Origin of the sequence: Paraprevotella xylaniphila YIT 11841 (assembly GCF_000205165.1) — a bacterium.
Classification (GTDB): domain Bacteria; phylum Bacteroidota; class Bacteroidia; order Bacteroidales; family Bacteroidaceae; genus Paraprevotella; species Paraprevotella xylaniphila.
The window spans coordinates 41,820-68,538 of record NZ_GL883849.1; the positions used below are offsets into that span (position 1 = coordinate 41,820).

The 26,719-nt window shown below is 48.0% G+C and carries 23 protein-coding genes; 5 read left to right on the forward strand and 18 right to left on the reverse strand.

The features are described 5' to 3' along the window. Window positions 1–13: 13 nt before the first annotated feature. The 4 genes from HMPREF9442_RS07880 to HMPREF9442_RS07895 all read right to left on the reverse strand — a co-directional run bounded on the left by HMPREF9442_RS07880 (window position 14) and on the right by HMPREF9442_RS07895 (window position 4,913). Window positions 14–1,339, reverse strand: a complete 1,326-nt coding sequence (locus HMPREF9442_RS07880; RefSeq protein WP_008627194.1) for a TolC family protein — start codon at window positions 1,337–1,339, stop codon at window positions 14–16. Window positions 1,340–1,421: 82 nt separating this feature from the next. Continuing rightward, complete coding sequence (locus HMPREF9442_RS07885) at window positions 1,422–2,120, reverse strand: DUF5041 domain-containing protein (RefSeq protein ID WP_040602824.1); 699 nt, start codon at window positions 2,118–2,120, stop codon at window positions 1,422–1,424. A gap of 24 nt (window positions 2,121–2,144) precedes the next feature. Further along, complete coding sequence (locus HMPREF9442_RS07890; RefSeq protein ID WP_008627198.1) at window positions 2,145–4,067, reverse strand: TlpA family protein disulfide reductase; 1,923 nt, start codon at window positions 4,065–4,067, stop codon at window positions 2,145–2,147. 78 nt (window positions 4,068–4,145) lie between these two features. After that, window positions 4,146–4,913, reverse strand: coding sequence for an META domain-containing protein (locus HMPREF9442_RS07895; RefSeq protein WP_253271063.1), 768 nt, complete (start codon window positions 4,911–4,913; stop codon window positions 4,146–4,148). 409 nt (window positions 4,914–5,322) lie between these two features. Between HMPREF9442_RS07895 and HMPREF9442_RS07900 the strand changes: the two genes are divergently transcribed. After that, complete coding sequence (locus HMPREF9442_RS07900; RefSeq protein ID WP_008627202.1) at window positions 5,323–6,444, forward strand: nucleotidyltransferase domain-containing protein; 1,122 nt, start codon at window positions 5,323–5,325, stop codon at window positions 6,442–6,444. Between the two features lie 19 nt (window positions 6,445–6,463). Here the strand turns inward: HMPREF9442_RS07900 and HMPREF9442_RS07905 are convergent, their stop codons facing one another. The 14 genes from HMPREF9442_RS07905 to HMPREF9442_RS16440 form a co-directional block, all read right to left on the reverse strand. After that, window positions 6,464–7,186 carry an IspD/TarI family cytidylyltransferase gene (locus tag HMPREF9442_RS07905; RefSeq protein WP_008627204.1) on the reverse strand — a complete coding sequence of 241 codons (723 nt, stop codon included), beginning with the start codon at window positions 7,184–7,186 and terminating at the stop codon, window positions 6,464–6,466. Beyond that, window positions 7,179–8,120 (reverse strand): CDP-alcohol phosphatidyltransferase family protein, encoded by a 942-nt coding sequence (locus tag HMPREF9442_RS07910; protein ID WP_008627205.1) that lies wholly within the window; start codon window positions 8,118–8,120, stop codon window positions 7,179–7,181. Before HMPREF9442_RS07910 ends, HMPREF9442_RS07905 begins: the two co-directional genes overlap by 8 nt. Before the next feature lie 237 nt (window positions 8,121–8,357). Continuing rightward, on the reverse strand, window positions 8,358–8,849 hold the full coding sequence (locus tag HMPREF9442_RS07915) for a GNAT family N-acetyltransferase (protein WP_040602832.1): 492 nt from the start codon (window positions 8,847–8,849) through the stop codon (window positions 8,358–8,360). A 147-nt stretch (window positions 8,850–8,996) separates the two neighbouring features. After that, window positions 8,997–9,494, reverse strand: a complete 498-nt coding sequence (locus HMPREF9442_RS07920) for a M48 family metallopeptidase (protein ID WP_040602825.1) — start codon at window positions 9,492–9,494, stop codon at window positions 8,997–8,999. A gap of 110 nt (window positions 9,495–9,604) precedes the next feature. After that, window positions 9,605–10,639, reverse strand: a complete 1,035-nt coding sequence (locus HMPREF9442_RS07925; RefSeq protein ID WP_008627214.1) for a glycoside hydrolase family 43 protein — start codon at window positions 10,637–10,639, stop codon at window positions 9,605–9,607. 235 nt (window positions 10,640–10,874) lie between these two features. Continuing rightward, the gene (locus HMPREF9442_RS07930; protein ID WP_008627216.1) at window positions 10,875–11,372 is read right to left on the reverse strand and encodes a DUF4252 domain-containing protein; all 498 of its coding nucleotides are present in this window, start codon (window positions 11,370–11,372) and stop codon (window positions 10,875–10,877) included. 1 nt (window position 11,373) lies between these two features. Next, window positions 11,374–11,889: a PG0215 family putative anti-sigma factor gene (locus HMPREF9442_RS07935; protein ID WP_008627218.1), complete on the reverse strand. Its 516-nt coding sequence runs from the start codon at window positions 11,887–11,889 to the stop codon at window positions 11,374–11,376. Then, on the reverse strand, window positions 11,879–12,388 hold the full coding sequence (locus HMPREF9442_RS07940) for a GFO_1088 family ECF-type sigma factor (RefSeq protein WP_008627220.1): 510 nt from the start codon (window positions 12,386–12,388) through the stop codon (window positions 11,879–11,881). The genes HMPREF9442_RS07935 and HMPREF9442_RS07940 overlap by 11 nt, the downstream gene beginning before the upstream one ends. 81 nt (window positions 12,389–12,469) lie before the next feature. Next, entirely contained in the window at window positions 12,470–13,243 is a 774-nt protein-coding gene (gene argB / locus HMPREF9442_RS07945) for an acetylglutamate kinase (protein WP_040602826.1), read from the reverse strand. A gap of 2 nt (window positions 13,244–13,245) precedes the next feature. Next, the gene (speA, locus tag HMPREF9442_RS07950) at window positions 13,246–15,138 is read right to left on the reverse strand and encodes a biosynthetic arginine decarboxylase (protein ID WP_008627224.1); all 1,893 of its coding nucleotides are present in this window, start codon (window positions 15,136–15,138) and stop codon (window positions 13,246–13,248) included. 8 nt (window positions 15,139–15,146) lie between these two features. After that, entirely contained in the window at window positions 15,147–15,674 is a 528-nt protein-coding gene (locus HMPREF9442_RS07955; RefSeq protein ID WP_008627225.1) for a shikimate kinase, read from the reverse strand. Then, on the reverse strand, window positions 15,671–18,019 hold the full coding sequence (gene topA / locus HMPREF9442_RS07960) for a type I DNA topoisomerase (RefSeq protein WP_008627226.1): 2,349 nt from the start codon (window positions 18,017–18,019) through the stop codon (window positions 15,671–15,673). The genes HMPREF9442_RS07955 and topA overlap by 4 nt, the downstream gene beginning before the upstream one ends. A 124-nt stretch (window positions 18,020–18,143) precedes the next feature. After that, window positions 18,144–18,674 (reverse strand): NUDIX domain-containing protein, encoded by a 531-nt coding sequence (locus HMPREF9442_RS07965; protein ID WP_008627229.1) that lies wholly within the window; start codon window positions 18,672–18,674, stop codon window positions 18,144–18,146. A gap of 244 nt (window positions 18,675–18,918) precedes the next feature. After that, window positions 18,919–19,083, reverse strand: a complete 165-nt coding sequence (locus HMPREF9442_RS16440) for a hypothetical protein (RefSeq protein WP_172634400.1) — start codon at window positions 19,081–19,083, stop codon at window positions 18,919–18,921. Window positions 19,084–19,280: 197 nt separating this feature from the next. On the opposite strand from HMPREF9442_RS16440, the gene HMPREF9442_RS07970 reads away from it, so the two are divergent. From HMPREF9442_RS07970 to HMPREF9442_RS07985, 4 genes are all read left to right on the forward strand, one after another. After that, on the forward strand, window positions 19,281–21,035 hold the full coding sequence (locus HMPREF9442_RS07970) for a hypothetical protein (protein ID WP_253271064.1): 1,755 nt from the start codon (window positions 19,281–19,283) through the stop codon (window positions 21,033–21,035). A gap of 75 nt (window positions 21,036–21,110) precedes the next feature. Continuing rightward, on the forward strand, window positions 21,111–22,574 hold the full coding sequence (locus tag HMPREF9442_RS07975; RefSeq protein ID WP_008627243.1) for a hypothetical protein: 1,464 nt from the start codon (window positions 21,111–21,113) through the stop codon (window positions 22,572–22,574). 162 nt (window positions 22,575–22,736) lie between these two features. Continuing rightward, a complete protein-coding gene (locus tag HMPREF9442_RS07980) occupies window positions 22,737–25,430 on the forward strand; it encodes a TonB-dependent receptor (RefSeq protein WP_008627246.1) in 2,694 nt (897 codons plus the stop codon). A gap of 52 nt (window positions 25,431–25,482) precedes the next feature. Further along, a complete protein-coding gene (locus HMPREF9442_RS07985) occupies window positions 25,483–26,649 on the forward strand; it encodes a beta-helix domain-containing protein (RefSeq protein WP_008627248.1) in 1,167 nt (388 codons plus the stop codon). The last annotated feature ends 70 nt before the right edge of the window (window positions 26,650–26,719 follow it).

The window sequence follows — 26,719 nt, forward strand, 5'->3', positions numbered from 1 at the left end:
GGGTTTATGTTTTTTATTTAACTAAGGAGTCCAATTGTCCGCTCAGTTTCATGAGCGTGAGCCGGGTAATCCGGTAGTTGTAATGCGCGCTGATATAGTTGTTTTGTGCTTCGCTCATCCGCATCTCGTCTTGTAGGACTTCTGTCATGGAAGCGATGCCTTCCCGATAGCGGTCGGAGGTGACTTCGTAAACATCTTCGGCCAACAAGTAGTTGTCTCTTTGTTTTTTGAAATTACGTTGATTGTTCAGCAGGTCACTGGTGGCGTTCAGGTACTGGGTTTGTAAGTTTTTCCGTGTGTCTTCTTGGGTAAGTTTGATGTTTTCAATATCCAAGAGGGCTTTACGTTTCTTGTAACGTTTGTCCAAACCGTCGAAAATGGGCACACGTAATGAGAGCCCCAGGCTCAGGGCGTCGTACCAGTGGTTGGACGGGCCAGAGTGAAACCAATGGTAGCCTTTGTCTGTATATGCTGAATACATCCAGCTTCCGCTCAGGCTAAGTGAAGGTATATAGCCGTGGTTGATTATTTTTTTCTGTTGCTCTGCCAGGCGTTCTTGGGATTGTAGCATTCGGAGTTCGTATAAGTCTTCAGACAGGCCGTTGAACGAGTCTTGTGAAATCGTTTCGGTGTTGGCCGGGACTAATGCAATTTCTTTTTCTTCCGGATAGTCGAGAATGTATTTCAGCATGTTGAGCTGTTGGATTAACATGGCTTGTGCGTTGTCATATTGCACTTGAAGGTTCTCTAAGTTGATATTGACGCGTTTGACATCTACGTCCAATGCCATGTCATTGTCGTAAAAGGCTTGTGTGATGTCTCTCAGTTCTTCCAATCGTGCGATATTGGCCTTGATGAGTGAAATCTGTTCCGTTGTGGTTTGTCCCAGATAATATATTTTGCAGATTTGCATGATGAGGTCTTCGCGTGCTTTTCCGTATGATAAGCGGCTGATCTCATCCATGGTTTTAGCGATGGATACGGCTGTATAGACCGTTTGGTTGTAGAGGGGCATTTGTAATTGTACGCCCGCATTGGCACTGTATTGCAGGGTGTGGGTCACGTTATAGGGTACACCGTACGATGAGCCGTCCGTTACGGAAACCGGAGGTCGCAGGTTGTCGTTGAAATTTGCGAATCCGTTGATTTGCGGCAAGAGTTTAGCCCGGTTTTCAGAGATGCCGTACTGGCTTTTCCGGATTTCGTTCCGTCTGTTTTGTAAGGACAAGTTGTTTTCGATGCCCCATTGCAGGCAACGTTCTAATGTCAGGGTCTCTTGTGAGTTCCCTTTGGCAATAGGCAGGCAAAATATAGAAAATATGAACAATAGCCTTTTCATGATGTTTCCCCTATGTTTGTCGCAAAGTTAGCGGCTTATGGATAAATAGGGGTATTCATAAATAGGTCTTTTATGTTCATATTTACCTTTTCTTGTTCAGCCTTATACCTATTATATAATAGTGTGGGATATGGCGAAGTATTTCGGCTTTCATTTCCGGGTCTATTTCGTTTTCACCGCAGAAACGGAAGAAGGTCGTGCCCGGTTCAGCCCATGCCGAGCCATATAGCAAGAGGGGTATTTTCATTTCATCGGCTGTTTGTATGGCATGGAAGGCAAATGGTCGTGTATGGTAGCTGTAGAAATCCCGTCCGTCGGCAGGATGTAAGGTGAATCTGAAACCTTGCGTGCCGACGTTGGGGCAAGATATGCGGATTGCTGCAGTGGAATCGTTCTTTTCATCTTGTCGTATATAAATGGAAATCTCCTTGATGTTGTCCCACTCTTTTTCCCCGTTAGGGATTTTGTAGGCCTTCCGGAAACCTTCCTTGTGTTCTTCCGGTATTTCGTCTAAAGAGCAGATATTCTTTCCCAAATCAAAGTGGTGTGTTCTGCCTGTTTTTTGGTGGTTTTTATATTCATCCACGTAGATTTCCATTTGATATGTGGCATCGAGGAACTGGCTCACATCGAAACGGTGTATGTGGATGTCCATGTCTTCGAGCACATTGAGTACATCCTGCAATTGAGTTTCCATGTGCTTTACTGTATGTGTGGTTTGAGCTTGTATGGTGGTAAATAAAGACATACATAGCAATCCAACAGATAAAAATCTTTTCATATTTTAAATTTTATGTGATATCCTTTATTTTTCTAATTCTTCTATTAGCGTCTTTATCATCAAACTGTGGTCGCGGAAGTCGTTACGCAGCTTGTATGCCCCCGACTTGTCCACCAACACGTAGGAGGGGATGCCGTCTATCTTGAATTTGTCACACAGATAGTTCCATTGTTCCTGGTTCAGGCGGTAGTGCAAGCCTTGGATGTCCGGAATCATGGTCTTGTATTTCACGATGGGAGAGGTCTCGTTGGCAATGTAAACCCATACGAGGTTGTCACTTTTCAGGTTGGAGGACTTGAGCGGTTCGTTGGCTTGGATGGCCGCACGGCACGGGCCGCACCATGTATTCCAGAAGTCTACAATCACAACTTTGCCTTTGTAGGGCGCGATGAGGGCATCGAAAAGCCGCTCTTTGGGTACGTCGGGCGTGGTTTCCACCCTCGACTTGGCTTCCACGGCGGCCAGTTCTTCTTTGGCCTTCTTTTGCATGAGGGTGAACGCTTCGAGGTAGAACGGGTTGTCCATGGCTTTCATTTGGGCAAAGTCTGCATCGGTGAGCGCGACATTCTCCGCCTTGGCCGGGTAACCGGCGATTTGTCGCAAGTCCTTTACCAAGCCTTTTTGGATATCGGCCAGTTGTGGCCAGTCGAAAGAAGATGAGCAGGCGGCACGCACATAGTCTGACACATTTTCGCCCATTAGCAGTTTGGTGTCGTTGATGTCGAACAGTTGGCAGATGGCCTTGGCATCTGCCGGTTTAAGCGGGGCGATACCTTCCACCTTGAAGTTATAATCCCATTGACGGTTTATGTGTCGGTAATTATGTTCGCGCAGGTAATCGCCTTGCGCCATGGCCGAGAAGGCATCCTGTCGAAGAGCGAGCAGTTTCATTTCCTTTTTGAGCAGTGAAAAGTTGCTCCGGGCGATGCTGTCTGCAAGTGCCTTATAGGTGTCTACGACATGGGCGGCATATTCGGTCGAGGTCATGTGGTAGTCTGCAAATTCGCCCGTAAGCGAGTTCATGCTATAATAAGGACTGTTGTCTAATTGGTTGCCGACGTTATTCAGGTTGGCATACGTGCCCGAAGAATAGAGCCGTTGGAAAGGTGCCGGGTATGTTATTTTTTTCTTTTCCTCGCGGCGGAGCGAAAGGTAATACCCAATGGAGTGCATGTCCACATATAGTTCGGTCGTTTCGCCTGGAGCTAACCATGCGCTTCCTGCCATACTGTTGTTGAGGACTACGGCTGCTTGCACCGTTCCGCATTGCAGGAAGCTGAACGAAGCCTTGCCCGTTTCGGGGTCGACGGTTGCCGTATAAGGCTGTTGCGTCCCGAAGAGGGTGTTGACATAGAGGTTGGCCTCTTTGCCTAATTCCGGACGATAATGCAGGAAATGGACGTTGACGGTCGTGGTGCCCGTTTTGAAAATCGGTTCGGGCACTTCCGCATCCCAGTCGACCAACCGCAAGCTTTCGGGTACGTTATCTGGTATGTCGAATGTTTTTTTCCCCGTCAGGTCTATCCCGAAGAGCTTGAAACAGTCCTCGCAGTCGGATTCGATAAAGTCGAATGATGTCGTGCCGGAAGGGAGCGGCTCGAAGCAGAGGGTAAATGAAGCTTCGCCCGATTCGGGCATCCAGAAAAGTGAGTCCGGAGTGATTCCCTCGGCACCGGTCAGCATATACCGTTTTCCTCCGGCTTGCAGGTACGACTCCGAAGAAATGCGAATCCAGTTGTGGGGACGGTAATACGCGTCGGTGTGCAGGATGGTAGCTGAGTCCGTCAGTTCCACCTTTGCAATGTCAAGTGCGTTGGTATTGGCCGTTTCAATCAAAGGGTATTCCACTGCTTTGTTGTTCGGGCCACAGGACGTGAGCCATGCCAAGAGAGTCAGTACGCCCGCTCCGGTTCTCCACTTGGGAGCATTCATAAAGAAATGATTCATGATATTGATGTTTAAAAAGGGGATGCCCTTTTGGATAATCAGGCATCCCCCGGTTAATATTTTCAGGTATAGGCGCCTTTATTGTTTCACCAACGTCAACGCTTCCGCGCCGTTTTCATCCAACAGGGCAGCCGTATGCTCGTCTTTGACGATAAAGCTTCTCACTTTGTTCATGGCTTCCAGCACTTTGCCTTCTACCGTCATGCCCGGGCCGGCCATCATCGTGGAAAGCAACTTGTCGAACTTCAGTGAAGCGGGTTTTTCCTTTTCCTGTTCGATGCCCCCGTTTACGATGTTGCATCCAGCATTGCCGTGCAATGTCTTTTTGTCGGCATTGAATTCAAGGAACGGTGTTTTCTCCGTTTTTTCGATATCTTCTACCGCTTCGTCGTAGACCTTCGTGATATTCCATTTGCCGTTCAAGGAAGCCAAAGTGGCGGCGGGACGTTTGCTCAGTGTGAACAGGGCGTTGCCGTTGCCGTCTGTCAGGGTCAGTTCTTTTTCCGTACCTTTATAACCGGTCACATTGCCCAAAGCTTCCAATACGGCACGTTCGGTTGCCATGTCGCTGCAAAGCATCCGTGTGGAAGCCACTTGCCCGAAAGACAAGCGTCCGGCTTTGTCTTTATCCACTTGGATGGACCCCATGATGCGGTTGCACCCGGCACAGCCGTATATCCGGTTCTCTTTCATGTCCATTCCTATATATGGTTCTTTGTCGGCTATAGCCTCTTTGCCATTTACGGTAATGATATTCCATTCGCCCTCCAAGGCACTGGTTTGTAGGGTGTTCTTGCTGCTTCCGCAACCACTTGCTAAAACAATGGTAAGAATGGCTATTCCCATTGCGCTTGATTTTTTCATTTTCATTTTTGAATTGATTTAGTATTGTAAATTGCAAATATACCTCTTTTTCCTTGTATCCTCATCTTTTTAAGTTGTTTTAATTTACAGGAACGATTGTTTTCTATTGTGAGTGGCCGGAGAAATTTTCTGTGTAAAAGCGTTGTGCTGATTGGCCCGTTTCAATCTCCTTTGATTGAAAAATCGTTTGGCTTAGAATGAAAAATTGTTTGGCTTAGATTGATTTTCCGTTCTGCTGAGTTTGAAATTAAGGTCTTTGGATGTCGTATAATTTATTTATAATGAGTGATTTAAAATAACTTTGCGTTGGAATGCCGATTTGCATCGGAAAAATGTTATCTTTGCAGAGGCGTTTGTGAAAACAAGGTGTGAAAAATACTGATAAATAAAGATGGGAAAAACAAGATATATGCAGGCTGACGAAGCCTTCTTCAAGCTTCTGCGTTTAGGAATCGGGACGTGCCACGACCGTGACGTGGCTTTAGACAAGGACGGATGGGCGGCAGTGTATGACATGGCTTGCAAACAAGCCGTGGCTGCCATCGTGTTGGATGGCGTGGAGCGTTTATCCGTCATCCAGAAGCCTCCGGTGGATGTCGTGATGCCTTGGATCGGACTGGTGCAGCAAATAGAAACACGCAACCGCAGGCTCAACCGGACGCTCGTGATGGTGTATGACAAGTTTTTGAAAGAAGGAATGGGCACTGTCCTGCTGAAAGGACAGGGTAATTCCTTGTTTTATCCCCGCCCGCTGCATCGCACGCCCGGCGACATCGACCTGTGGATGAACGACGGACGCAAGATGGTGGTGGATTATGCCCGGAAGTATTGCCCCGGCGTGGAGGTGGTTTATCATCATGTGGACTTTCCCGTATTGAAAGAGGCTGAGATTGAATTGCATTTTACGCCTTCATGGATGAACAGTTGGGGGATGAACCTCAGGCTACAACGTTATTTTAAGGAATGGAAAACGTTGTCATTGCTCCATAAGGTGCAGTTACCCGAACGGGTGGGCGAGGTGGCCGTGCCCACTTTGGCGATGAACCGTGTGTACCTGTTGGTGCATGTTTACCGTCATTTGTTCGATGAAGGCATCGGTTTGCGCCAATTATTGGACTACCACTTTGTGCTGAGGCAACCCTGTTCCGAAGCGGAGCGGGAGGAAGCCGTGCGGTGCTTGGAGCGTTTGCATCTCAAACGTTTTGCCGGCGCGGTGATGTATGTATTGCAAACGGTTTTCGGGCTAGAGGAAGAACATCTGTTGGTGCCGTCATCGCCCGGACGGGGGCAGCGCCTGTTGGCCGAAATCATGAAGGCCGGAAATTTCGGGCAACATGATGAACGCATCCGGCATGATGCAAATGAGACACCTTTCGGCCGTTTCCGTCGCAAGGTGTCGCGCAACATGGGATTCCTGACGGATTATCCCGGTGAAGTCCTTTGGAGTCCTTTGTTTAAAATATGGCATTACGTGTGGCGGTCGCGTCACGGTTATTTTCCGGCAAAGAAATAATCGGGCAACGGCTTGCGGTTCACTTTTGTTTCCGATAAGTCAGAAGAGCCTTCAAGGTTTCGATGTCTTCGGGCAACGTAAGCTTGAAGTTGAGTTCGGAGCCGGATGAGATGTAGAGTTTTTTTAGAGGGAAAACTTCCGTAATCAGGGTATACAGGGATTGGCTGCGGCTGATTCGGATTTGGCTTGCCCTGCGGAAGGCTTCTGTCAGGTCGTTCAGGCTGAAGGTTATCGGGGTCTGTGCGCGGTGCAGAAGCTCACGTGGAATGCACCTTTCCGAAGAAATACCGTCGGGGCTTACCATGTAAGCCTCTTGGCTACGGACGGCAGTGACGGCATTTCCATGCGTGCGGAAAGTGTCCAGGTTGAGGCTGATGATTTCGTCAGATACCAAAGGGCGTACGGCTTCGTGGGTCAGGACGGTAGGGTTTTGTTCCCCCAGTTCTGCATATAGGCCTGCGATACCGTTTCTCAGGGAGTCGATGCTAGTGTCTCCGGCCGGGAACAGCGTATGCAGCTTGCTTATTCTGCCGTTTCGAGCCGTCGTTTTTACAAAATCGTTCCATTCCGGATTGCAGACCACATAAATACGGTCGATTTCGTGATGGCGTTGGAACGCTTGCAGGGTGTAGGAGATGACCGGCTCACCTGCAATCTCTATGAATTGTTTGGGGCGGTCGGTGTGCATGCGGAAGCCATGTCCTCCGGCTAACAGTAATACGACGTTGAGTGGCTTATCCATTTTCTATCTCCTTTGTGAACCGGTCACAAAAAGTTTCATGTACATGGCGGGTGTAGTAACGCAAGGCTTCGAGTACGATAATCTCGAAAACGAAGAAGAGCCAGGGCATGTCGATAAACAGCGATACGAACAGTACGATAACCCGTGTATCGAAAGTCAGGATGTTCGTGTATTTCATCAAAGGAAGGCTCGCTGTACGGAATCGTTCTTTCAACGTTTGCGGTACCTCGTCCGGATAACGTTGCTGGACGAGGGCATAGAACTTTTGGAATTTGGGCGTTTGCCGCTCCTGTCCCCGCGTGTAGTTTCCATAAAAATAGAGGTATATCTTGTGAAACCATTCCTTGCGGTTCCAGGGTAACGATCGCATCAGGGCGCGTTGTTGGGCATAGTTGTCCAATTCGCTTCCCGATGCCCCTTTGAGGAAATAAAGGTGGATGTTGCGGTAATAGTCAGCCACGGCACATTGTTTGGCATGGCAGTGGAAACCGGAGAAAGCGGCCATCAGCCAAATCCATATCCCCCATGGTTGCCCCCACGGAGCCGGTTCGCCAGTGAGGCGCAGGCACAGGAAAAAATAAATGGAGAAGAACCATACGTCGCCGGCAAAGCCGTCCAAGATACGTCCGATTAGCGTTTTCTGCCCCGTCATGCGAGCCAGTTGCCCGTCGGCGCAGTCGTACCAGTTGGCCCATATCAGAAGAAACATACCGATGAGGTTCATGTATAGGTCGTCCCACCAGAAGAAGTAACCGGCCAATGCTCCGATGACGATGGAGAGCAGCGTGACGGCGATGGGATGGATATGTAGTTTCTTGAACAGCAAAGCCCAAAGATAACCCGGAGTGCGCGTGACGTAAAGTTCGAACGTCCCTTCCGTGTCTTCTGATTTCAGCGTGTCTTGTACACGTTCTTTCAGTGTGGATGATGTCATATTTTGTGAGCCTCCTAAAGTTCTGGTTTTCCCTTTCTTTCTAAAAGTGTTGCAATATTCGTAAAAAAAAGCGGAATCTGCAAGCTGTCAGTGGAAAAAGGCCGGAATAAAAGAACGAAACCTTTGTTTTTGTGGGTATTTTACGTAAAAGGCGAGAGGAAAACGCAAAATGAGGCAAGGGGATAGAGAAGAGGCATTTGGGGAGGTTTGTCGGTTTTCTTGAAACACCATGGTCTTTTATGGCTCCGTATCTGAAGTAGGGACTGCACTGTCCCGATTGGGGTTTTGTCTTTCCCGTTTCAGGTAAATCATGTCCTTCAGCAGTATGCCTCCTTCTATGATGGGATGGTCATAGTGCCGGGTGAAGAAATCGGGCAGGGTGTGTGAATAGGTAAATCCGCAACTACGGTAAAATGGTAGAGTTAACGGGCTGTTGCCCGTGCCGACCAACAGGGTGTGGCAGTCTGCATAGTAATGCCATACGTGCTCCACCATCATCCGTCCGTAACCTTTGCGTTGGCAGGCGGGAGCTACGGCAAGGTTTTTAAGTTCATAAACTCCTTGTTTTTCGCGAGTGACTACGGCTACGGCTTTTGCTTCGCCTCTTTCTTCCATGATGAACAAGTCGCCTCGTTCTATATAGCGGTCTATCATCGATTCTTGTTCATCGGCCAGAAGCAATAGGTATAGGAAACGTTTCTTGTCAGATTTTACAAGTCGGATATGCATGGTTTTTTTTTCGTTAGTCGGGTGGTAAGGATTGGTTTCCATTGATTGGTCAAATGAAGGCGGTTTTTATAAAGACTTTGGGAGGGTGGATGGCGTGTTGGAGGACGTTAAGGAGAGGCAGAGGCTTTCTTCCGTCTCGATGTTATCCTATCGGAAAGGAGACGGGTAGTGGCGCAACTCGTTTCTGAGCGTGCCGGATTGCCGTTGGGTCACTTTGTCCATTAAGGTCCAAAAGCGAGGGCCGTGGTTCATCTCTTGGGTGTGGCAAAGCTCGTGGAGCAGTACGTAATCGGATAACCGAAGAGGGAGAATCATCAGATATAGCGACAGGTTGATATGCCCTTTGTTGGAGCAGCTTCCCCAACGTGTACGGGCCGAATTGATGCTGAGCCGGGTGTAATGGAATCCGTGACTGGAAGCCAACTCCTCAATCCGTGGCAGTAGTATGGCCTTGGCTTGCTTGCGCAATGCCTCCGTGACGACCTTGAAAAGCCAAGGTTGCAAGTGTTCGAAATCCGTTTGCGGAGGATAGATGATTTCCACGCGGTGGGGAGTATGCCGGATGAAAAAGTCCTGCCGCTGTCCCTCTGTAAATGTGAGGGTCAGTTGGTCGGTAGTTATCTTAAAATTACCGTCTATCATCATTTTGTTGGGTTTGTCATGAAGGCATATCACGGTTCCAAAATCCCCGCCAAACGTTTCTTGCGGTGAGAATCGTGGCGGGGAAGTCAGGCATTTAATATGTGTAACTTTGCCTATTTCTTTTTGAAGACATCCAGATTCCATTCAGCATGCCATGGAATCGTAATTTTGTTGGTCTGCTTGTCAATCATCATAGGCAACCAAATGTAACGGCTGTCTTGCAGATCTTTCTTTTTCCACATGTCGAAGCACGCGATATAGGCATTTTTCTTGCCCTGCACGGGGATGACGAAAGTGCTTTGTCCGTAGAATGTCTTTTCGGCATCCGGTCCCGTACAAGGGTCTCCCAAAACTGTCCACTCTCCCATGATGGAATCGGCTACAGCTAATTCAGCACTGTTGGGATCCCAACCGGTGCAACCGCTAGAAAGCATATAATACTTATTTCCGTGCTTGAAGACGGCAGGTGCTTCTCTTGCCATGCCGACAAAGCGGCGTACGTATTTTCCGTCCGGTTTGGTGTAATCGTCGGTCAACCGGTTGATGTGCATGGTTTGGTTTTCTTCCGATGAAGAGAACTGGTAAGCAGTTCCGTCATCGTCTACGAATACGGTTTGGTCACGGCTCATCGTACCGTTCGGACGGAATCCGTCCAGATATTTAAACGGACCTGTCGGTGAATCAGCGATGGCCACACCGGCTTCAGCCTTGCTGTAATCCGGGCTGTCTATGTGCATCCACATGACAAACTTTTTGGTCTTTTTGTTGTAAACTACCTTGGGGCGTTCGAGTACTTGCGTCGGGTGGATGTCGCTGTTAGGGTCGTCGGTAATGGCTTTCAAGGCCACTCCTTCGAATTTCCAATTCAGTAAGTCCTTACTGGAGTAGCAGCTTACTCCGGTTACGTCCGTACGATAGCGTTCCCAGGTCGCGTCGGCGGGCAGGACAGTCTTGCCGACCTTGTATTCACCGTACCAATAGTATGTACCTCTATGGTATAAGATACCGCCTCCGTGAGCGTTGATGGGGTTGCCTTCCGTGTCGTTCCAAACTTCTTTGGGACGGAAGAACTCGTTTTTTTGTGCCTGAATGTGTACTGTTCCCAATGCACATACGGCCACTGCAGCAATTACAAATCTTCTCAACATAATATAATGGCCAGGTTTATAAAATTAGAATTCGCTTCAAAGATAGTATAATCTTGAGTAAAAATCAAGGTTTGGGCATGCAAAATCCGTAAAAATGAAAAAGGGCCACCTCCACAGGCAGCCCTTTTCGTCGTTAGTATGTTATGAAAAAATTTGAGAGAATTGAAACTTCACAGTTTCATTGCGTTTTATTAAGCACTAACTTGTTTATATAGAAAAAGCATAAAATGTTCCATTAATCTTGTTTGAGTGTCCCCGATGAAAGCATTTTCATGAACCGATCGTCCATATCTCCTGTAAGATTGACGATGGTCAGTGTTTTCTCATCCGGATTCAGGTTCAGCACTACCAGTTCCCGTATCACTTCATCGTGTTTACGGACAAAGATTTTATTGTTTTGTCCGGGTTGGTTCTCTACCCACGGGGTAAATCTGTTTTTGTTCTTTTCTATGAGATGTTCGGCTTTTCGGAAAAACTTCTCACTTTGTTTTGTTGCCGTGATGATTCGGGCACTTTTCAGTTTGGAAAGGAGATATCCCGGAACCTCTTCATCTCTGTCTCCATTCGGGGCCGTCATGGTGTCCACGAGTTTCTCCATCATTTTCGGACTGACAGTCTGGCATTGTATTTCACCGTTTTCCTTGGAACATTGTTCCATGAACTTAGACGCAAAATCCTGCCCCCACGTGTGGATTGAACATGCTATTAACAATAAGCAAAGAACGCGTTTCATTTTATTGTTCTTTTTGTGCCTCTTTAGGCTGCATTTGCAGGAGAGAATCCTGTTTGGATGCTTCGCTCAGGCTTTGCGACACCATTTGTAAGGCATCGGATATCTGATTGTAAGCCATTTCCGGATCATTGTATGAATCCTGGTAATTCTCATAGTTATAGTCATTCTCCACGGCGGCTTCACGGTGGAAAGAACTTTGTGCAGCATTGCCTAACGTGAGGATGATGGCTACGGATGCAGCAGCCTTGTAGAGGGGCATCATCCGGCGTACCCACGTGATTCTACGTGCTTTCACCGGTTCGTCCTTCTCTATGTGCGCCATGATTCTTGCGTCAAAATTCTCACCCAATTTTATTTCCTGCCACATCTTTTCGCTTACAAAGAGTGGCTTGTAAGGCATGAGGTGGCTTGGTATATGGGTTTGGTTGAAGAAGGTTTTCAGTATGGCTTCTTCTTCCAATGAGGTTTCGCATCGCCAATAGCGTTCCAGAAGTTGTTCTATGTACTTATAGTCCATATCCTTGTATTTCTGTGTACTTTTGCTTGATTCGTTGTCTGGCACGGAACAGATAGACTTTCACCTGTTCTTCGCTCAGATTCAGAATCGCTGCAATCTCTTTATAGCTTTTGCCTTCTATTTCTCTCAGTTGGACGATGTCCTGTTGGGCTTGCGGCAATTCCTTCAACAGTTTTTGGAGAAGTCCGAGCCCTTCACGAGCCGTCAGGCTGTCGTATGGAGTGGAAGTATCGGGGCGGCTATGCAGGCTTTCGTCCAAGACGATATGCTGCGCTTCTTTTTTTTCGCTTCTGTCCAAGGAAAGGTGCCTGCAAATGGTCAGGCAATAAGCTTCGATAGAGTTCAGTTGCGACCATTCGTTGCGTTTGTCCCACACCCTTATCAGTGTTTCTTGAACGATGTCTTCCGCTTCTGCCGTGTCGAATGTGATACGAAGAGCCAACCGATAGAGTTTGTCTTTCAGGGGCAATATATCGTTCCGAAAACTGATTTCTTTCATCTCTCTGTAATAATGACGGGCGAGTGCCTGAAAAGTTACACTCACCCGCCATTTTTTTTGAAATATTTTTTTCGTCTTGTCCTATCTCTCTATAACTGTGCCGGATACGCCGTCGATAGCTGTGGCTAAAGTGATAATGACTTTGCTTACTCCGGCATGGATGGCTTCAAATGAGTTTTCCAATTTCGGAATCATTCCGCCTTGTATGATGCCTTCCTCCACATAACGTTTAAATTCGCTTTCGTTGATATGAGGGATGAGGCTGTCATCGTCTTCTGCGTCTCTCAATACGCCTTTCTTTTCAAAACAGTACATCAGGGTGACATCGAACGCATCGGCCATGGCTTTGGCGGTTTCCCCGGCAATGGTGTCGGCATTGGTATTCAGGATATGTCCCTGCCCGTCGTGCGTCAAGGGAGCCATGACGGGCACGATGCCTTTACGGACCAGGTCGGCCAGAAGCGTACCGTTAACTGCGTCTACGTCTCCTACGAAACCGTAGTCCACATCCTTCACCGGACGTTTGTGGGAACGTATCACATCCATGTCGGCACCGGTCAAGCCTAAGGCGTTGACACCTTGCGCCTGAAGGCGTACCACGATGTTTTTGTTGACCAGTCCGCCATACACCATGGTGACTACGTTCAGCATGTCTGCGTCCGTGACGCGGCGACCGTTGATCATTTGGCTTTCTATTCCTAATTGGGCTGCGACTTTGGTGGCAGAACGTCCTCCGCCATGTACTAAAATCTTATTGCCTTCAACGGCCGTGAAAGCTGCCAACAGTTGGCGGAGCGAGTCTTCTTCCTCTACGATTTTGCCGCCCACTTTGATGATGGTGAGTTTCTCTTTCATGTTCATTCCAAATAAGTATAACCATAAAGTCCCGAGCGGTAGTTGTTCAGGAACTCTTTACCCTCTTCGAGCGAAATCTTTCCGCTTTGGATGGATTTGGATACCCATATTTCGAGACGGCGAACTAGTTTCTTCGGTTCATACTGGACATATTCCAACACCTCGGCTACGGTTTCCCCGTCGATGATTTGGTCGATAGTATATCCCTTGTCCGTCACGGAAACGTGTACGGCATTGGTGTCGCCGAACAGGTTGTGCATGTCGCCTAATATTTCTTGGTAAGCGCCGACCAGGAACACAGCGAGGTAATAGTTTTCGCCTTTCTTCAACGTATGCACCGGCAAGCTGTGGGAAATATGGCTGTTGGTTACGAAGTTTGCGATTTTCCCGTCCGAATCGCAGGTGATGTCCTGTATCGTGGCATGCGTGTTCGGACGTTCGTCCAACCGTTGTATCGGCATGATGGGGAAGAGTTGGTCTATGGCCCATGTGTCCGGCAGGCTTTGGAACAGCGAAAAGTTACAGAAATACTTGTCTGCCAACAGTTTGTCGAGCGACATTAGTTCTTCTGGTATATGTTTTTGTGTCTGTGCCAACAGGTTGACTTCACGTGTGACGCTCCAATACATGCTTTCGATGTCGGCACGTGTCCGTAAGTCTACGATGCCGTGGCTGAACAGGTCCAGTGATTCTTCTCTGATTTGTTGGGCATCGTGCCAGTCTTCCAGAAGGGTACGCGGGTTCAGGTTGTCCCAAATCTCATACATGTCCTTTACCAGTTGGTGAGCTTCCGGCGAAGGCTCGAAATTCTCGTCCATACGGGGAAGGGAGGCGGTTTCCAGTACTTGCATGATGAGCACCGAATGGTGGGCGGACAGAGACCGTCCGCTTTCCGTAATCAGGTTCGGATGCGGAAGGTTGTTTTTATTGGCCGCATCGACGAAAGTATAGATACAGTCGTTCACATATTCCTGGATGGAGTAGTTCACAGAACTTTCGCTATTGCTGGAGCGTGTACCGTCGTAGTCTACTCCCAGGCCGCCGCCGCAATCCACGAACTCTACATCATAACCCAAATGATGGAGTTGGATGTAAAATTGCGAAGCTTCGCGCAGGGCGGTCTGTATGCGGCGTATCTTGGTAATCTGGCTACCGATGTGGAAATGGATAAGCTTCAGGCAGTCTTTCATGCCTTTGGCTTCCAACATGTCGAGCGCTTCCAACAGTTCACTGGATGTCAGGCCGAACTTGCTGGCGTCGCCGCCACTTTCTTCCCATTTCCCGCTGCCAGACGAAGCCAATTTGATACGGATACCGATATTGGGCCTTACGTTGAGTTTCTGGGCAACCTCGTAGATTGTGTTCAGCTCGTTGAGTTTCTCTACCACCAGGAAGATGCGTTTGCCCATCTTTTGGGCCAATAGAGCCAGTTCTATGTAATTATGGTCCTTGTAACCGTTGCAGATGATGGGAGAGGCTGAGTCGGTATTGACGGCAATGACCGCATGCAGTTCCGGTTTGGAGCCGGCTTCCAGACCTAAGTTGAATTTCTTGCCATGGCTGATGACCTCTTCTACTACGGGACGTATTTGGTTGACCTTAATGGGATAAATGATAAAATTCTCTCCTTTGTAGTCATATTCCTTGGCTGCCTTCTCGAAGCAGTTGCTAGTTTTCTCGATACGGTTGTCCAGGATGTCGGGGAAACGAACCAATACAGGGGCCGACATGTCCCGGATGGCCAATTCGTCCATCAGTTCCCTCAAATCGACTTTCACGCTATCCTTTCTCGGGGTTACGTAAACGTGTCCTTTTTCGTTGATTCCAAAATAGTTGACTCCCCATCCGTTGGTGTTGTACAATTCTTCGGAGTCTTCAATACGCCATTTTCTCATTACGTTCTTTATAGGTTTAATAGTTCACGAAGCAAACGGACGGAGTCCTTTATTTTATCGTAGTTCTCTAATAAATTGACATCTAATGTATATTGTGCCCGGCTATAAAAGGGTTCGCGTACTGCGAGGGAATCCCGGATATATTGTTTCATTTCATCCTCCGTTTTGTCTTTCAGCAGGGGGCGTTCCACTTTTCCCATTTTCAGATGTTGGAACAGCACGTCGGGAGAGGCTTTCAAGTATACCGTCTGAGCTTGCCGGTTCATGTATTCCATATTGTCGAAAAAGCATGGCGTTCCTCCGCCGCAGGAGATGATGACATTCTCGAACTCAGCTACCTCGTGCAGGACTTTCTGTTCAATCTCGCGGAATCCGTTTTCTCCGTTTTCCGCGAATATTTGGGGGATGGTCCGGCGGTAGCGTTCTTCGATATACCAGTCTAAATCATAAAACGGGAGAGCCAGGCTTTGTGACAATGCCTTTCCTACGGTCGTCTTTCCGGCTCCCATGTAACCGATTAAGATGATACGTGTCATTTTTTCTTGCTATAAGTTCTTTTACGTGCCGTTGTTTTAGGTTTCTCGTCTTGTTCCTTGACCACGGCCATGCACTCCTCAAGAGTCAGCTCTTTGGCCCGTTCTGCCAAGGTCTTCGGCAAGCGGTAATTATTGCCTTTATAGGCGATATAAGGGCCGTAGCGCCCGTTGAGAACTTCCAATTCCGGTTCTTCTTCGAATTTTCTCAAATGCCGTTCCACTTCGGCCTTCCGTTTTTCAAGGATGAGTTTGATGGCCTCTTGGAGGGTGACACTCATCGGGTCGTTGCCTTTGGGAAGCGATACATATTTCTTGTTATGCAAGACGTAAGGTCCGAAACGTCCTGTACCGATGGATACGGTCGTGCCTTCGAAAGTGCCGAGGTCGCGAGGAAGTTTGAACAGTTCGAGGGCTTCTTCCAAGGTAATGGTTTCCAAGCTTTGCTCATTCTTCATCTGGGCGAACCTCGGTTTCTCCTCGTCCTCTGCCGTTCCGATTTGCACCACCGGGCCGAAACGTCCGATTTTGACAAACACAGGCTTTCCGCTTTGCGGGTCTGTGCCCAACAAACGTTCGCCCACTTTATGCTCGGATTTGGCATTGAGGGTTTTTTCCACCTCCGGTTCGAAGTCGCCGTAGAAGTCTTTCATCATTTGCGTCCATTCCGTTTTTCCTTCTGCGATGTCATCAAACTTCTTTTCCACCTCGGCCGTGAAGTTGTAATCCATGATTTCGGGGAAATATTGCAAAAGGAAGTCGTTGACCACCGTCCCCACGTCTGTTGGGACCAGTTTGCCCCTTTCTGCTCCGATGACGGTTTGTTTGGCTTGTTGGCTGATGCAGTTTCCTTTCAACGTAAGAATGACCAGTTCCTTTTCTTCTCCTTCCTTGTCCCCTTTGGCCACGTATTCGCGTTGCTGTATGGTGCTGATGGTCGGCGCGTAAGTGGAAGGACGTCCGATGCCCAATTCTTCCAATTTTTTAACCAAGCTTGCTTCGTTGTAGCGTGGAGGGTGTTGGGTGAACCGTTGCAGGGCTTGTATCTCTTTCCGTTCCAGTTGCTGCCCGGTCTCCATCGGGGGTAACAGGTTGCCTTCTGCCGTTTCATTTTCGGGATCTTCGTCGAAACTTTCCCGGTATACCTTCAGGAATCCGTCGAATTTGATGACTTCTCCTGTGGCGACGAAAGCGGCGTCTTGTCCGCTTATCTGGATGGTAGCGGTAGTTTTTTCTATTTCAGCATCGGCCATTTGGGAAGCGACCGTACGTTTCCATATCAAATCGTACAGACGGCGTTCCTGTGGCGTACCCTCTATTTCCGTCTGGTCCATATAAGTGGGGCGGATGGCCTCGTGGGCTTCCTGCGCTCCTTTCGTTTTGGTATGGAATTGGCGGCTCTTGACGTAACGTTCGCCCATGAGTTCCTTGATGACAGCCGTGCTGGCATTGATGCACAACGAAGACAAATTGACAGAGTCCGTACGCATGTAGGTGATGCGCCCGGATTCATACAAGCGTTGGGCTATCATCATGGTTTGTGCCACGGTAAAACCGAGCTTGTGAGCCGCCTCCTGTTGTAGCGTGGAAGTGGTGAACGGAGCCGCTGGTGTACGCTTTTGCGGCCGGGTAGCGATGTCGCGGATGGTAAAGGCCGCATCTTTGCAGTTTTCCAGGAAACGGGTGGCTTCCTCCTTGTTTTTGAAACGTTGGTTCAGTTCGGCCTTGATTTCCGTGCCTTCCTTGCTATTGGCAGGCGTGAAAAGGGCTACTACGCGATAACTTTCTTCGCTTTTGAACTGTTGGATTTCCCGTTCGCGTTCCACAATCAGGCGTACGGCCACGCTTTGCACGCGTCCGGCAGAAAGCGCGGGTTTTACTTTCTTCCAAAGCACCGGAGAGAGTTTGAAGCCCACGATACGGTCGAGTACCCGCCGTGCCTGTTGGGCGTTTACCAGATTGAGGTCGATGTCCCTCGGGTGTTCGATGGCTTGCAGGATGGCAGGTTTGGTGATTTCGTGGAACACGATACGTTTGGTTTGTTCCGGTTTCAGGCCGAGCACTTCATACAAATGCCATGAGATAGCCTCTCCTTCACGGTCCTCATCGGAAGCCAACCAGACGGTTCCGGCATTTTTGGCTTCCGCTTTCAGTTCGTTCACCAGTTTGGTCTTTTCGGAAGGTATCTCATATTGCGGTGCGAAGTTCGTCGTGTCGATGCTGAACTCTTTTTTCTTTAAGTCACGGATGTGCCCGTAACTGGATAATACTTTGTAGTCTGCTCCCAAAAACTTTTCGATGGTTTTGGCTTTGGCAGGAGACTCCACGATCACCAAATTTTTCTGCATGGTCTGTACCTTTATAAAATTTCGGCAGCAAAAGTAGAAAAAAAAGATAGATTACACCTTATATATAACAATTTTTTTGAATAAATGGAATAGCATGCGCCAAGTCTCCCTTTGGGAGAGGGGATTAAGGGCATTGTGCCAACAGCTTTTCGATGCCTTTTCTCACAGATGCCAGACCGAAGTCTTCCGGGCGCAATTCTTTCATGGGAATCCACAACAGTTCGGCTGCATCGTCCATGGCATGGGCCAGGCTGCTGTCTGCCACCGTACAGTGGAAGAAACAATCTACGGTGTGTACCAGAAATCCGGAATACAGGTAAGTGTTGGGCAGGGAAAACAGAAATTCCGTGTGGGTTACTTCCAGTCCGGTTTCTTCTTTGACTTCCCGTGCTACTCCCTCCTCGCTGCTCTCGAAACAGTCTGAGAATCCGCCGGGCAGGTCGAGCGTGCCTTTGGCCGGTTCCTTTCCTCTTCGGCATGTCAGCAGTTCCTGCCGTTCGTTCAGGATGACCGCTACTGTGGCTGCACTTGGGTTGAAATAGTAAACGAAGCCGCAGTCTTCGCATTGTTTCGATTTTTCGTTATGCTCCACGAAGCGCGGTGAGCCGCACTTCGGGCAGAAGTGGAATTGTGCGAAAGGATGTTCGTGCATCATGATGACAGTCTGTTTTTTAAGTTTATTTTCTCTTGGATTGCAAAGCTACGGAATAAATCCGGAAAGCAGGTCCCGTATCGGGTTAATTTTAATATTCCGAAGCATGAAATATAAATGGGTGGGGAATATTATCCTTTTTACAGGATGGACATATCTACACCGGAATTTTGCAAAAAAAAAACTTCATCTTTCAGTTTGTGTGATAATCCGTTCATAATGTTGATGTTGCAGACTGAAGGATGTTTCAGGCATCCTTCAGCCAAGTTTCATTTTGTTTGGCGCAGAACTGAAAATCGTTTGCCTGAGATTGAAAAATCGTTCGGCTGAGATTGAATTTCCGTTTGGTACAGGACTTTTTACCGTTTTCTGCAGTGAAAGGAAACTGAAAGATGGATTTTCTGTCTTTCATCTTATAATACTTTATATGTCAGGATGTTGGCATGCGCTCTGAAGGATGAAGGTTCTTTTCTGAAAAAACTTGGGGCGGGTCGTGGAAGCATCCCAGATGGAGTAGATGATTTTAATGGCCTATGGTGGTAATGAATAATTCGAGACATAAAAATATTGAGGGTATATTCTGTTTGATTATATAAAAAGTTATTATCTTTGGATTGTCTGTTTGTGAAACAACTTGTGTTTCAACGTAAGATATTGTGGATATTGACGGAAGGAGGACGTATGAAGTATGTTTTAAGTCTTTGGGGGATGTTGTTTTTCTTGTCTTCCACGGCTTGGGGGCAGGCGGGGGAAACCTATGAAGTAACGTATGTGGACAGTGTGGGGAGCAATTATAGTGCATACGTACCCCAACCGTTGGTAGAAACTGTAGTGGAAGGGGAGACTTATGAACTGCGGTCGAGGCAAGGGAAAATTTTGGCAACCGTGCCCGTAAGCCCGTTTATGACTATCGGGGTGGAACATTGTCTCATGATGGCTATGGATGTATGGGAAGAACAACTGAACATTAAGGAGCCTGTCCGATTTAAGGTTACTTTTAATGAAAACATGTCGCCGGACGTGGAAATACAAACCACGGTGGAATATGCGTTGGACAAAAATAGAAACAGTGCACCATTAAATTTACTCAACCAAGTAGAGTTCCAAAGAAAGGACGAAGTTACTACTATAGATATTAATGCTTATGTTTATTGGAATTCTTCTTGGGCTAATGAGTTGGAGTTTGGTTATGATAACCTGACCACAGCTTTGACGAGGCATTTGGCTCATATATTAGGGTTTGGCACTTCTATTGTACAATGTGGTACGGGAATAAATTTTGCAAATCCCAATACAGCTTCTTTGTTTGACAATCTCATTGTAAATGCAGACAACCAGTCATTGGGGGCTTTAGTTGGTTTTGGTTCGTCCGAAGCCATTGAAACATTCCTTGCGCAGGATTTGTACCTTAATTTGCCGGGTGGTAGATTGAAAATGTACAGTAATCCGCAAGGGTTCGTTCTCTATCGGAGTGGATGCTATTTCTCTTTGGAAACAGACAATTTGATGAATTATCCTTATCAGGACAAAACCAGGCTTTTGCCCATAAATCCGGAAACGCTTGATGCCCTATCCGCAATAGGATGGGAAGTGAAGCCCCATGAACTTTCCATCGAAGGTCGTAGCTTGGATGCTTATGGTTACGGGAGCGTTTATCAAGGGCACACATTCAAGGCTTTCGGCCGTGATGGAAAACCTATTGCCAATGCCCAATGGAAATACCAACTTTACAATAATCATAGCGGGACGTATGTAGACAAAGCCCAAGGTACGGGAGGAAGTTTTACTATCCCATCTATTCTCATGGGGGATGAATATTTGGATAAATTCCAATGCCAACAGGGGAGGGTCGTATGCGAAGCAAACAATGGAACCTCGGTGAGCTATCCTGTTTTTTTGGATGCCCATCCCCTTGTGTTGGGCTATCAAATCTCCAACGTGCAGGATACGGAAGATTCATACTATTTCAGTTTCGACATTACTCTTAATTACGTAGGGAGTGACAATGGGGTTTTGACTGTATGTAACGAAGGTGGATCTGCCATGTTATTTGACATCAAAGGTTCTGGCCAAACTACAATACATGTACCCAATGCGTTTAAATATAGTCAATTATGGATTGATGTTAGTTTGGAAAACAGTTATGGTTCCGGAACCAAACGTTTCTACTATGATTATGATAGTAATCTGTCAAAGGGAGCAATAGGGATAAATTTTCCGGAAGTACGGGAAAACGTTGAAATTTTCACTTTGCACGGAGTGAGGTTGTATGGAGTTTCAAGTTTGGATGAGTTGCCTAGGGGAATATATATTATTAGAAAAAGCGACAAACTTAAGGGAAGCAAGATATATGTAGTGAAATAAAGTTCTTTTTCCTTAATGTGCAGACGTGTGAGTGTGGCATTCTGATGTTTTTTTCGTAGATTTGTCCATAACATTATGTTGGATATTCAAGGAAAGATACACGACCGTTATACCCTGGAGTTCAAGGTGGGGTATTCGCGCTACAGTCCTTCGGCTGCGGTGAGCGACTTCATGATGGATACGTGGATCTTCATTCCGGACTCCCTTTATATCAACGCCAAAACGTATCCCAAAAGTAATTTCTACCGGGACTTCCGGGCTTTGGTGCGCCTGATTACGCCGGTCTATACTTTGGAGGAAGTGGCCGACGAAGAAGCCCTGCCATTGTCGCGGCTGCAGATGTGTTGCCGAGAATTGGCGGAGGAACCTTCGGAAGAGCATGAAAAAACATATGAACACCAGATAAAGATGTTCGGCAGTATCACTCGTAGTGCTTTGCGTACGGCAGCCATCGGGCTTTACCGCGAAACGAAAGTGAATGCCTTCAAGGTTCGCCTGGACGGCATTGTGCTTTTGTTGGCACGCATTATGGCTGCTTATCGGGAGATACCCCGTAAGGCCGGTCTTGACCGTGTGGCTTTCGAGTTGCGGTCGCGTTACGATTTGGGAGAGGAGTATCTGTGCCGTATGGTCAACATGCATCTGTTCCGTATCATGGAATATGCACGCGAGCATTTTCCGAAGGATTATACCCGTGTGGTGGCGGCTGCAGCAACCTATATAGATGGGGATTTGGCTTACCAACGGGAGCGGGGATTTCTTTTGCCGGAGGAAGGCAACGGTGATAATAACCGTAATTTCCTGCACAGGGCCGGACAACTGAAGAAGTACATCGAGAGCGATTTGTATATATTGGCAGACAAGAAAAGCAACACTTTCGTCCTTCAGCAAGTGTTTTTCATGTTAGCGGCCGGGCTGAGCATGGTTTTTGCCACGGTCATTTCTTTTTCTTTCCAACAGACTTACGGAAATTTCACCATGCCGCTTTTCATTGCATTGGTGGTGAGTTATATGTTCAAAGACCGCATCAAGGACCTGATGCATTATTGGTTTGCCAACAAGTTGGGCAGCAAGTTCTACGACTATAAAATCAAATTGGTGATGCACGGTGAGCCGGTGGGGTGGGGAAAGGAAGGGTGTGATTTTGTGAATGAAGAAAAATTGCCGCTCGAAGTGCGTGCGCAGCGTGGCCGTGTGTCGGAGTTGGAGGCCGGCCATTGTGCCTTGCGGGAGACGGTTATCGTGTACCGTCGCCGTATTTCCATATTGGATAAGCAGTTGAAGCATTTGAGTCATTACCCGTTGCAAGGGTTCAATGACATCATTCGTGTCAATCTGCGGGATTTCCTGCGGCGGATGGACAGTCCTCATGTACCGGTGTATATGAATGAAGGGAAAGGTGAGTTTCACACGCAGGCGGCCGAGAAGGTTTATTATGTCCATTTCATCATGCGCTACCGTTATCAGGGCAAGACTGGTTATCGTAGGTTTCGGATCACACTGACCCGCAGGGGCATCGGAGGCTTGATGGAGTGGTGAAACTTGTTTTTTTGAAATAGTTTGGAAGAATCGGATACGAAGTTTTTTCACGTACATTAAGAACATGTTACGATGAGGTGCTGTCTCGGAAGATTCATCCTTTTGTAAGCTTTTTGAAATGTGACATGCCTACTTTTGCAGCGAACAAAAAGAGGCATAAGAATGAGTTTATCGAAAAAGCGTAATTTGACTGTAGCGTTGATGACCGCCGTCGTGGCGGTAGCCCAGGCAGGCGACATCAAGGGCGTGGTCATCGACAAGGAAATGAACGAACCGCTGATGGGTGCTTCCGTGCGCATTGCCGGTACGCGCATCGGCACTACGGCCGACATCAATGGAAATTTTCATTTGCGTGGATTGAAGAAGGGAACCTATACCTTGGAGGTTTCCTATGTTTCGTTTTTCCCCCAGAAACTGACGTTGCAGGTCCCGGCCAAGGGCGATGTGGCCGTGAAGGTCGAGATGTCTACTGATGACAAACAACTGAACGAAGTGACCGTTACCGCGCGCAAGAACTTGGAGTTGGAGCGTGCCTTGCTGGCTGAACGCCAGAACGCGGTGCTTTCCATTGAAAACCTTGGCGCAAGCGAAATGTCTATCAAAGGTATTTCCAACGTACAAGAAGGAGTGAAAAAACTTACCGGTATCTCCATCGCCGAAGCCGGCCAGTTGATTGTGCGCGGTTTGGGTGACCGTTACAGTTCCACCACGCTCAATGGGCTTCCCATCGCTTCACCCAACCCGGATAACAAACTGATACCGTTGGACATCTTTCCTTCTTCCGCCGTGCAGAACATCACGGTGAGCAAGGTGTACGAGGCTAGTGCGTTTGCCGACTATTCCGGTGCCCATGTGGACATCAGTACCAAAGAAGGAGGCACGAAGGATTTTTTCAACATATCCTTCGGTACCGGTGGTAAGGTGGGGACGGTCTTTGGCGACTTCTATCAGATGGATAGGGCGAATACGATGTTCAAGACTCCTTCTATGGACCGGAAGGCCATGGATTTGCCGCTTTCCGATTACCGGCAGTACAGTCGCAATCATAATATCTTCCCCACCACATTCGAAGTGAATAAGTCTTCTGCTATGCCCGACTTGAACGGTAGTTTTGGTTTCGGCCGCACTTTCCGGTTGGGGAGCAACAAGATGGATGTGTTGGCTACTTTCGGTATTGATACCGACAACGAAAGTCTGGATAATGCTTATGTCCGTACTTTCGAGGCGTCAGGTACGGAGATGAGCCGTTTTGATTACGATTCTTTTACCCAAACGCTCAAGATGGCCGGTTTGACCAGTGTGGGCTATTCGTTCCGCAAGGCAGACCGTGTGGGCTTTTCGGCCTTTTATGCTCGTAATGCGGTGGACAGCTATATGGCGCGTCAAGGGCATGACGAGGAAGGTATCCGCTTGAAAGGCAGTAACCAAAACAGCCATGTGTATGAATTGCAGAACTACCAGTTGGCCGGACACCACGTATTTGGAATGTGGGATACGGATTGGAGCGGTTCGTATAGCAAGACTTCCAGTGAGGAACCTGACCGTCGTCAGGTGATGTTCCGGCAGATGTCCGACGGTACTTGGGATTTGTTCAAGCTCAATGCCCAGGAAACCATGCGCTATTTCGGCAAGTTGGACGAGGACGAATGGGTAGGTGACGTACAGGCTCAGTACCGTTTTTCCGATGAAAACAAGTTGAGGTTCGGTGCGGCCTTGCGTGACAAGACGAGGGATTTTACCTGCACGAGCTTCTATTATAACTTGAAAGAGATGGAATCTCTTAATGTGACCGACATCTATCATACCGACGGTTACTTGAACTTTGGGAACGTGCAGAATGGTAGCATTACCATCAACCGCAGCCATCAGAAACGCAATGAGTACTCGGCCGGTAGCCGCATCTGGGCCGGTTTCATCGAGGCCGACTATTATCCGGTGAAGGCCTTGTTGGTGAACTTGGGCGTACGTATGGAAAGCACGCGTCAGTGGGTGAAATACTATAACGACGGCGGCATGGAGATGCGGCGCGATCTGAACACCGAGGAGTTTTTCCCGGCCTTGAATCTTAAGTACACGTTCGACAAGAAAAACAGCTTGCGTCTGGCGGCTTCGCGTACGGTGACACGGCCTTCGTTTGTCGAGATGGCCCCTTTCCTTTATCAGGAGTCTTATGGCGGCACCCAAGTACGTGGTAATGAGAATCTGGACAACGGTTACAACTACAACATAGACTTGCGTTATGAGTTCTTTCGTCCGTCATCCACCGACATGGTGGCTGTCACGGCCTACTACAAGTATTTGGACAGTCCTATCGAGCGTACGCAGACTACGTCCGGCGGAGCCATGATGCATTCTTTCCAGAACGCGTCCGACGGTTTGGCAGCAGGGATTGAAGTGGAAGCACGCAAGGAAATAGTGAAAGACTTGAAAGCGGGAATCAACGCGTCTTACATGTACACCAACGTAAACCTTCCGGAAGGTGGGGTTTACACCAATGCCGAACGTCCGCTGCAAGGTGCGTCGCCCTACCTGATGAATGCCGACCTCACCTATTCGCCTAAGTTCGGAAAAGAAAGCCAACTCACCGTGGCCTTGCTCTACAACTTGCAAGGCGAGCGCATACAGGCAGTGGGTATACAGGGTATCGGTGATGTGAAGCAGCTTGCTCTCCATACATTGGATTTCAATGCCAATATGAAGTTCAACGCTCATTGGAGCGTGAAGTTCTCGGCCAAGAATCTTTTGAATACCGATGTGGTGTTCCGTCAGGAGATACCGAGTAAGAATACCGAGGTGGAAGTGGAGCGCTTTAACGAAGGTGTGGGGTTGAGCTTCGGAGTGACGTATACATTATAAAAGTAGTAAAAGCATAAATTAATTCAATTCAAAACTTTAAAAAGAGAGAAAGATGAAAACAAATTTCATGAAAGTTTCCACGTGGGCTATGGCTCTGTGTGCTTCTATGGCTGTATTTACGGCTTGTAACGATGACGAGGATGGAACTACGCCGCCTCCCGCTCCGGATGTTGAAAACTTGGGCGGCATCGTGACGGAAAACATGACCCTCACGGCCAATACGGAGTACAAGCTGACCAGTCAGTTGCAGGTAAAGGCGCCTGCCGTACTTACCATCGAAGAAGGTGTGAAGATAACGGCAGCCGACAGCGAAGATCCTATTTACATCCTGATTGAGCAAGGAGCCAAAATCAATGCAGTGGGCACAGTGGAAAATCCTATCGTGATGACGGCCGAAAATAAGACAGCCGGTGGTTGGGGTGGTTTGCACATCTGCGGTTATGCTCCCACCAATGCAGGTTCGGGATTTTCTGAAATCGGTAATGCCGCTTATGGCGGCAATGATGCCAATGATAATTCTGGTGTGTTGAAGTATATACGTTTGGAATATACGGGTTTTGCTCTGGATGACGAACACGAGTCCAACGGCATTTCTTTCTACGGTGTGGGTGCCGGAACCCAGGTGTCGTATGTGCAGACTTACGTAGGTGCCGATGACGGTTTGGAGTTCTTTGGCGGTACGGTGAATGTAGACCATTGCGTAGTAGTGGATTGCACGGACGATAGTTTCGACTGGACAGAAGGTTGGAGCGGCACGGCTACCAACCTTGTGGCTTACCAGACCGATGCTTCTTGCGACTGTTTGATTGAAGCCGACAACAACGGCGACAATTTCGACGCAACTCCGGTGGCTCACCCCACTTTGCGCAACCTTTATTTGGTGGGCAACGGCAGCAGCGAGAACAAGCGCGGCATCCGTTTGCGTGCCGGTACACGGGCTAATATCGACGGCGCGAAGGTAGCGGGCAAGCCTAATCCGCTCACTATTGAAACGACGCAGACCGACGATGCTTTGGCCAACGGTACTTCCGTGTTGAAAAATGTACAGATTGCAGGTGTGTTGAAGAACGACGTGACGGGTGGAAAATATCTTTCGGCCAATTTCCTGACAGGACAAGGCAATGCTGAAAATGCCCGGATAGCCACGACGTGGGACGATGTGGCCGGTGATTTGTCTTTCGCTTGGTTGAATGACGCTTGGGTGACGGCTGTTCAATAAGCAATACCTTTATTTTAAAAGACAATCCCTCGGGATGCACAGTGAACTGCCCCCCAAAAGTTAGACACAA

Bases quoted from the DNA above. Each gene is read 5' to 3' on its own strand.
- HMPREF9442_RS07915 (WP_040602832.1), bottom strand. From the start codon at position 8,849: ATGCATATCCGACTTGTAAAATCTGACAAGAAACGTTTCCTATACCTA.
- HMPREF9442_RS07935 (WP_008627218.1), bottom strand. From the start codon at position 11,889: ATGGACTATAAGTACATAGAACAACTTCTGGAACGCTATTGGCGATGC.
- HMPREF9442_RS07940 (WP_008627220.1), bottom strand. From the start codon at position 12,388: ATGAAAGAAATCAGTTTTCGGAACGATATATTGCCCCTGAAAGACAAA.
- argB (WP_040602826.1), bottom strand. From the start codon at position 13,243: ATGAAAGAGAAACTCACCATCATCAAAGTGGGCGGCAAAATCGTAGAG.
- HMPREF9442_RS07910 (WP_008627205.1), bottom strand. From the start codon at position 8,120: ATGACATCATCCACACTGAAAGAACGTGTACAAGACACGCTGAAATCA.
- HMPREF9442_RS07925 (WP_008627214.1), bottom strand. From the start codon at position 10,639: ATGTTGAGAAGATTTGTAATTGCTGCAGTGGCCGTATGTGCATTGGGA.
- HMPREF9442_RS07975 (WP_008627243.1), top strand. From the start codon at position 21,111: ATGTTGGATATTCAAGGAAAGATACACGACCGTTATACCCTGGAGTTC.
- HMPREF9442_RS07895 (WP_253271063.1), bottom strand. From the start codon at position 4,913: ATGGGAATAGCCATTCTTACCATTGTTTTAGCAAGTGGTTGCGGAAGC.
- topA (WP_008627226.1), bottom strand. From the start codon at position 18,019: ATGCAGAAAAATTTGGTGATCGTGGAGTCTCCTGCCAAAGCCAAAACC.
- HMPREF9442_RS07965 (WP_008627229.1), bottom strand. From the start codon at position 18,674: ATGATGCACGAACATCCTTTCGCACAATTCCACTTCTGCCCGAAGTGC.
- HMPREF9442_RS07905 (WP_008627204.1), bottom strand. From the start codon at position 7,186: ATGGATAAGCCACTCAACGTCGTATTACTGTTAGCCGGAGGACATGGC.
- HMPREF9442_RS07880 (WP_008627194.1), bottom strand. From the start codon at position 1,339: ATGAAAAGGCTATTGTTCATATTTTCTATATTTTGCCTGCCTATTGCC.
- HMPREF9442_RS07930 (WP_008627216.1), bottom strand. From the start codon at position 11,372: ATGAAACGCGTTCTTTGCTTATTGTTAATAGCATGTTCAATCCACACG.
- HMPREF9442_RS07980 (WP_008627246.1), top strand. From the start codon at position 22,737: ATGAGTTTATCGAAAAAGCGTAATTTGACTGTAGCGTTGATGACCGCC.
- HMPREF9442_RS07885 (WP_040602824.1), bottom strand. From the start codon at position 2,120: ATGAAAAGATTTTTATCTGTTGGATTGCTATGTATGTCTTTATTTACC.
- HMPREF9442_RS07955 (WP_008627225.1), bottom strand. From the start codon at position 15,674: ATGACACGTATCATCTTAATCGGTTACATGGGAGCCGGAAAGACGACC.
- speA (WP_008627224.1), bottom strand. From the start codon at position 15,138: ATGAGAAAATGGCGTATTGAAGACTCCGAAGAATTGTACAACACCAAC.
- HMPREF9442_RS07890 (WP_008627198.1), bottom strand. From the start codon at position 4,067: ATGAATCATTTCTTTATGAATGCTCCCAAGTGGAGAACCGGAGCGGGC.
- HMPREF9442_RS07985 (WP_008627248.1), top strand. From the start codon at position 25,483: ATGAAAACAAATTTCATGAAAGTTTCCACGTGGGCTATGGCTCTGTGT.
- HMPREF9442_RS16440 (WP_172634400.1), bottom strand. From the start codon at position 19,083: ATGAAAGACAGAAAATCCATCTTTCAGTTTCCTTTCACTGCAGAAAAC.
- HMPREF9442_RS07920 (WP_040602825.1), bottom strand. From the start codon at position 9,494: ATGATGATAGACGGTAATTTTAAGATAACTACCGACCAACTGACCCTC.
- HMPREF9442_RS07900 (WP_008627202.1), top strand. From the start codon at position 5,323: ATGGGAAAAACAAGATATATGCAGGCTGACGAAGCCTTCTTCAAGCTT.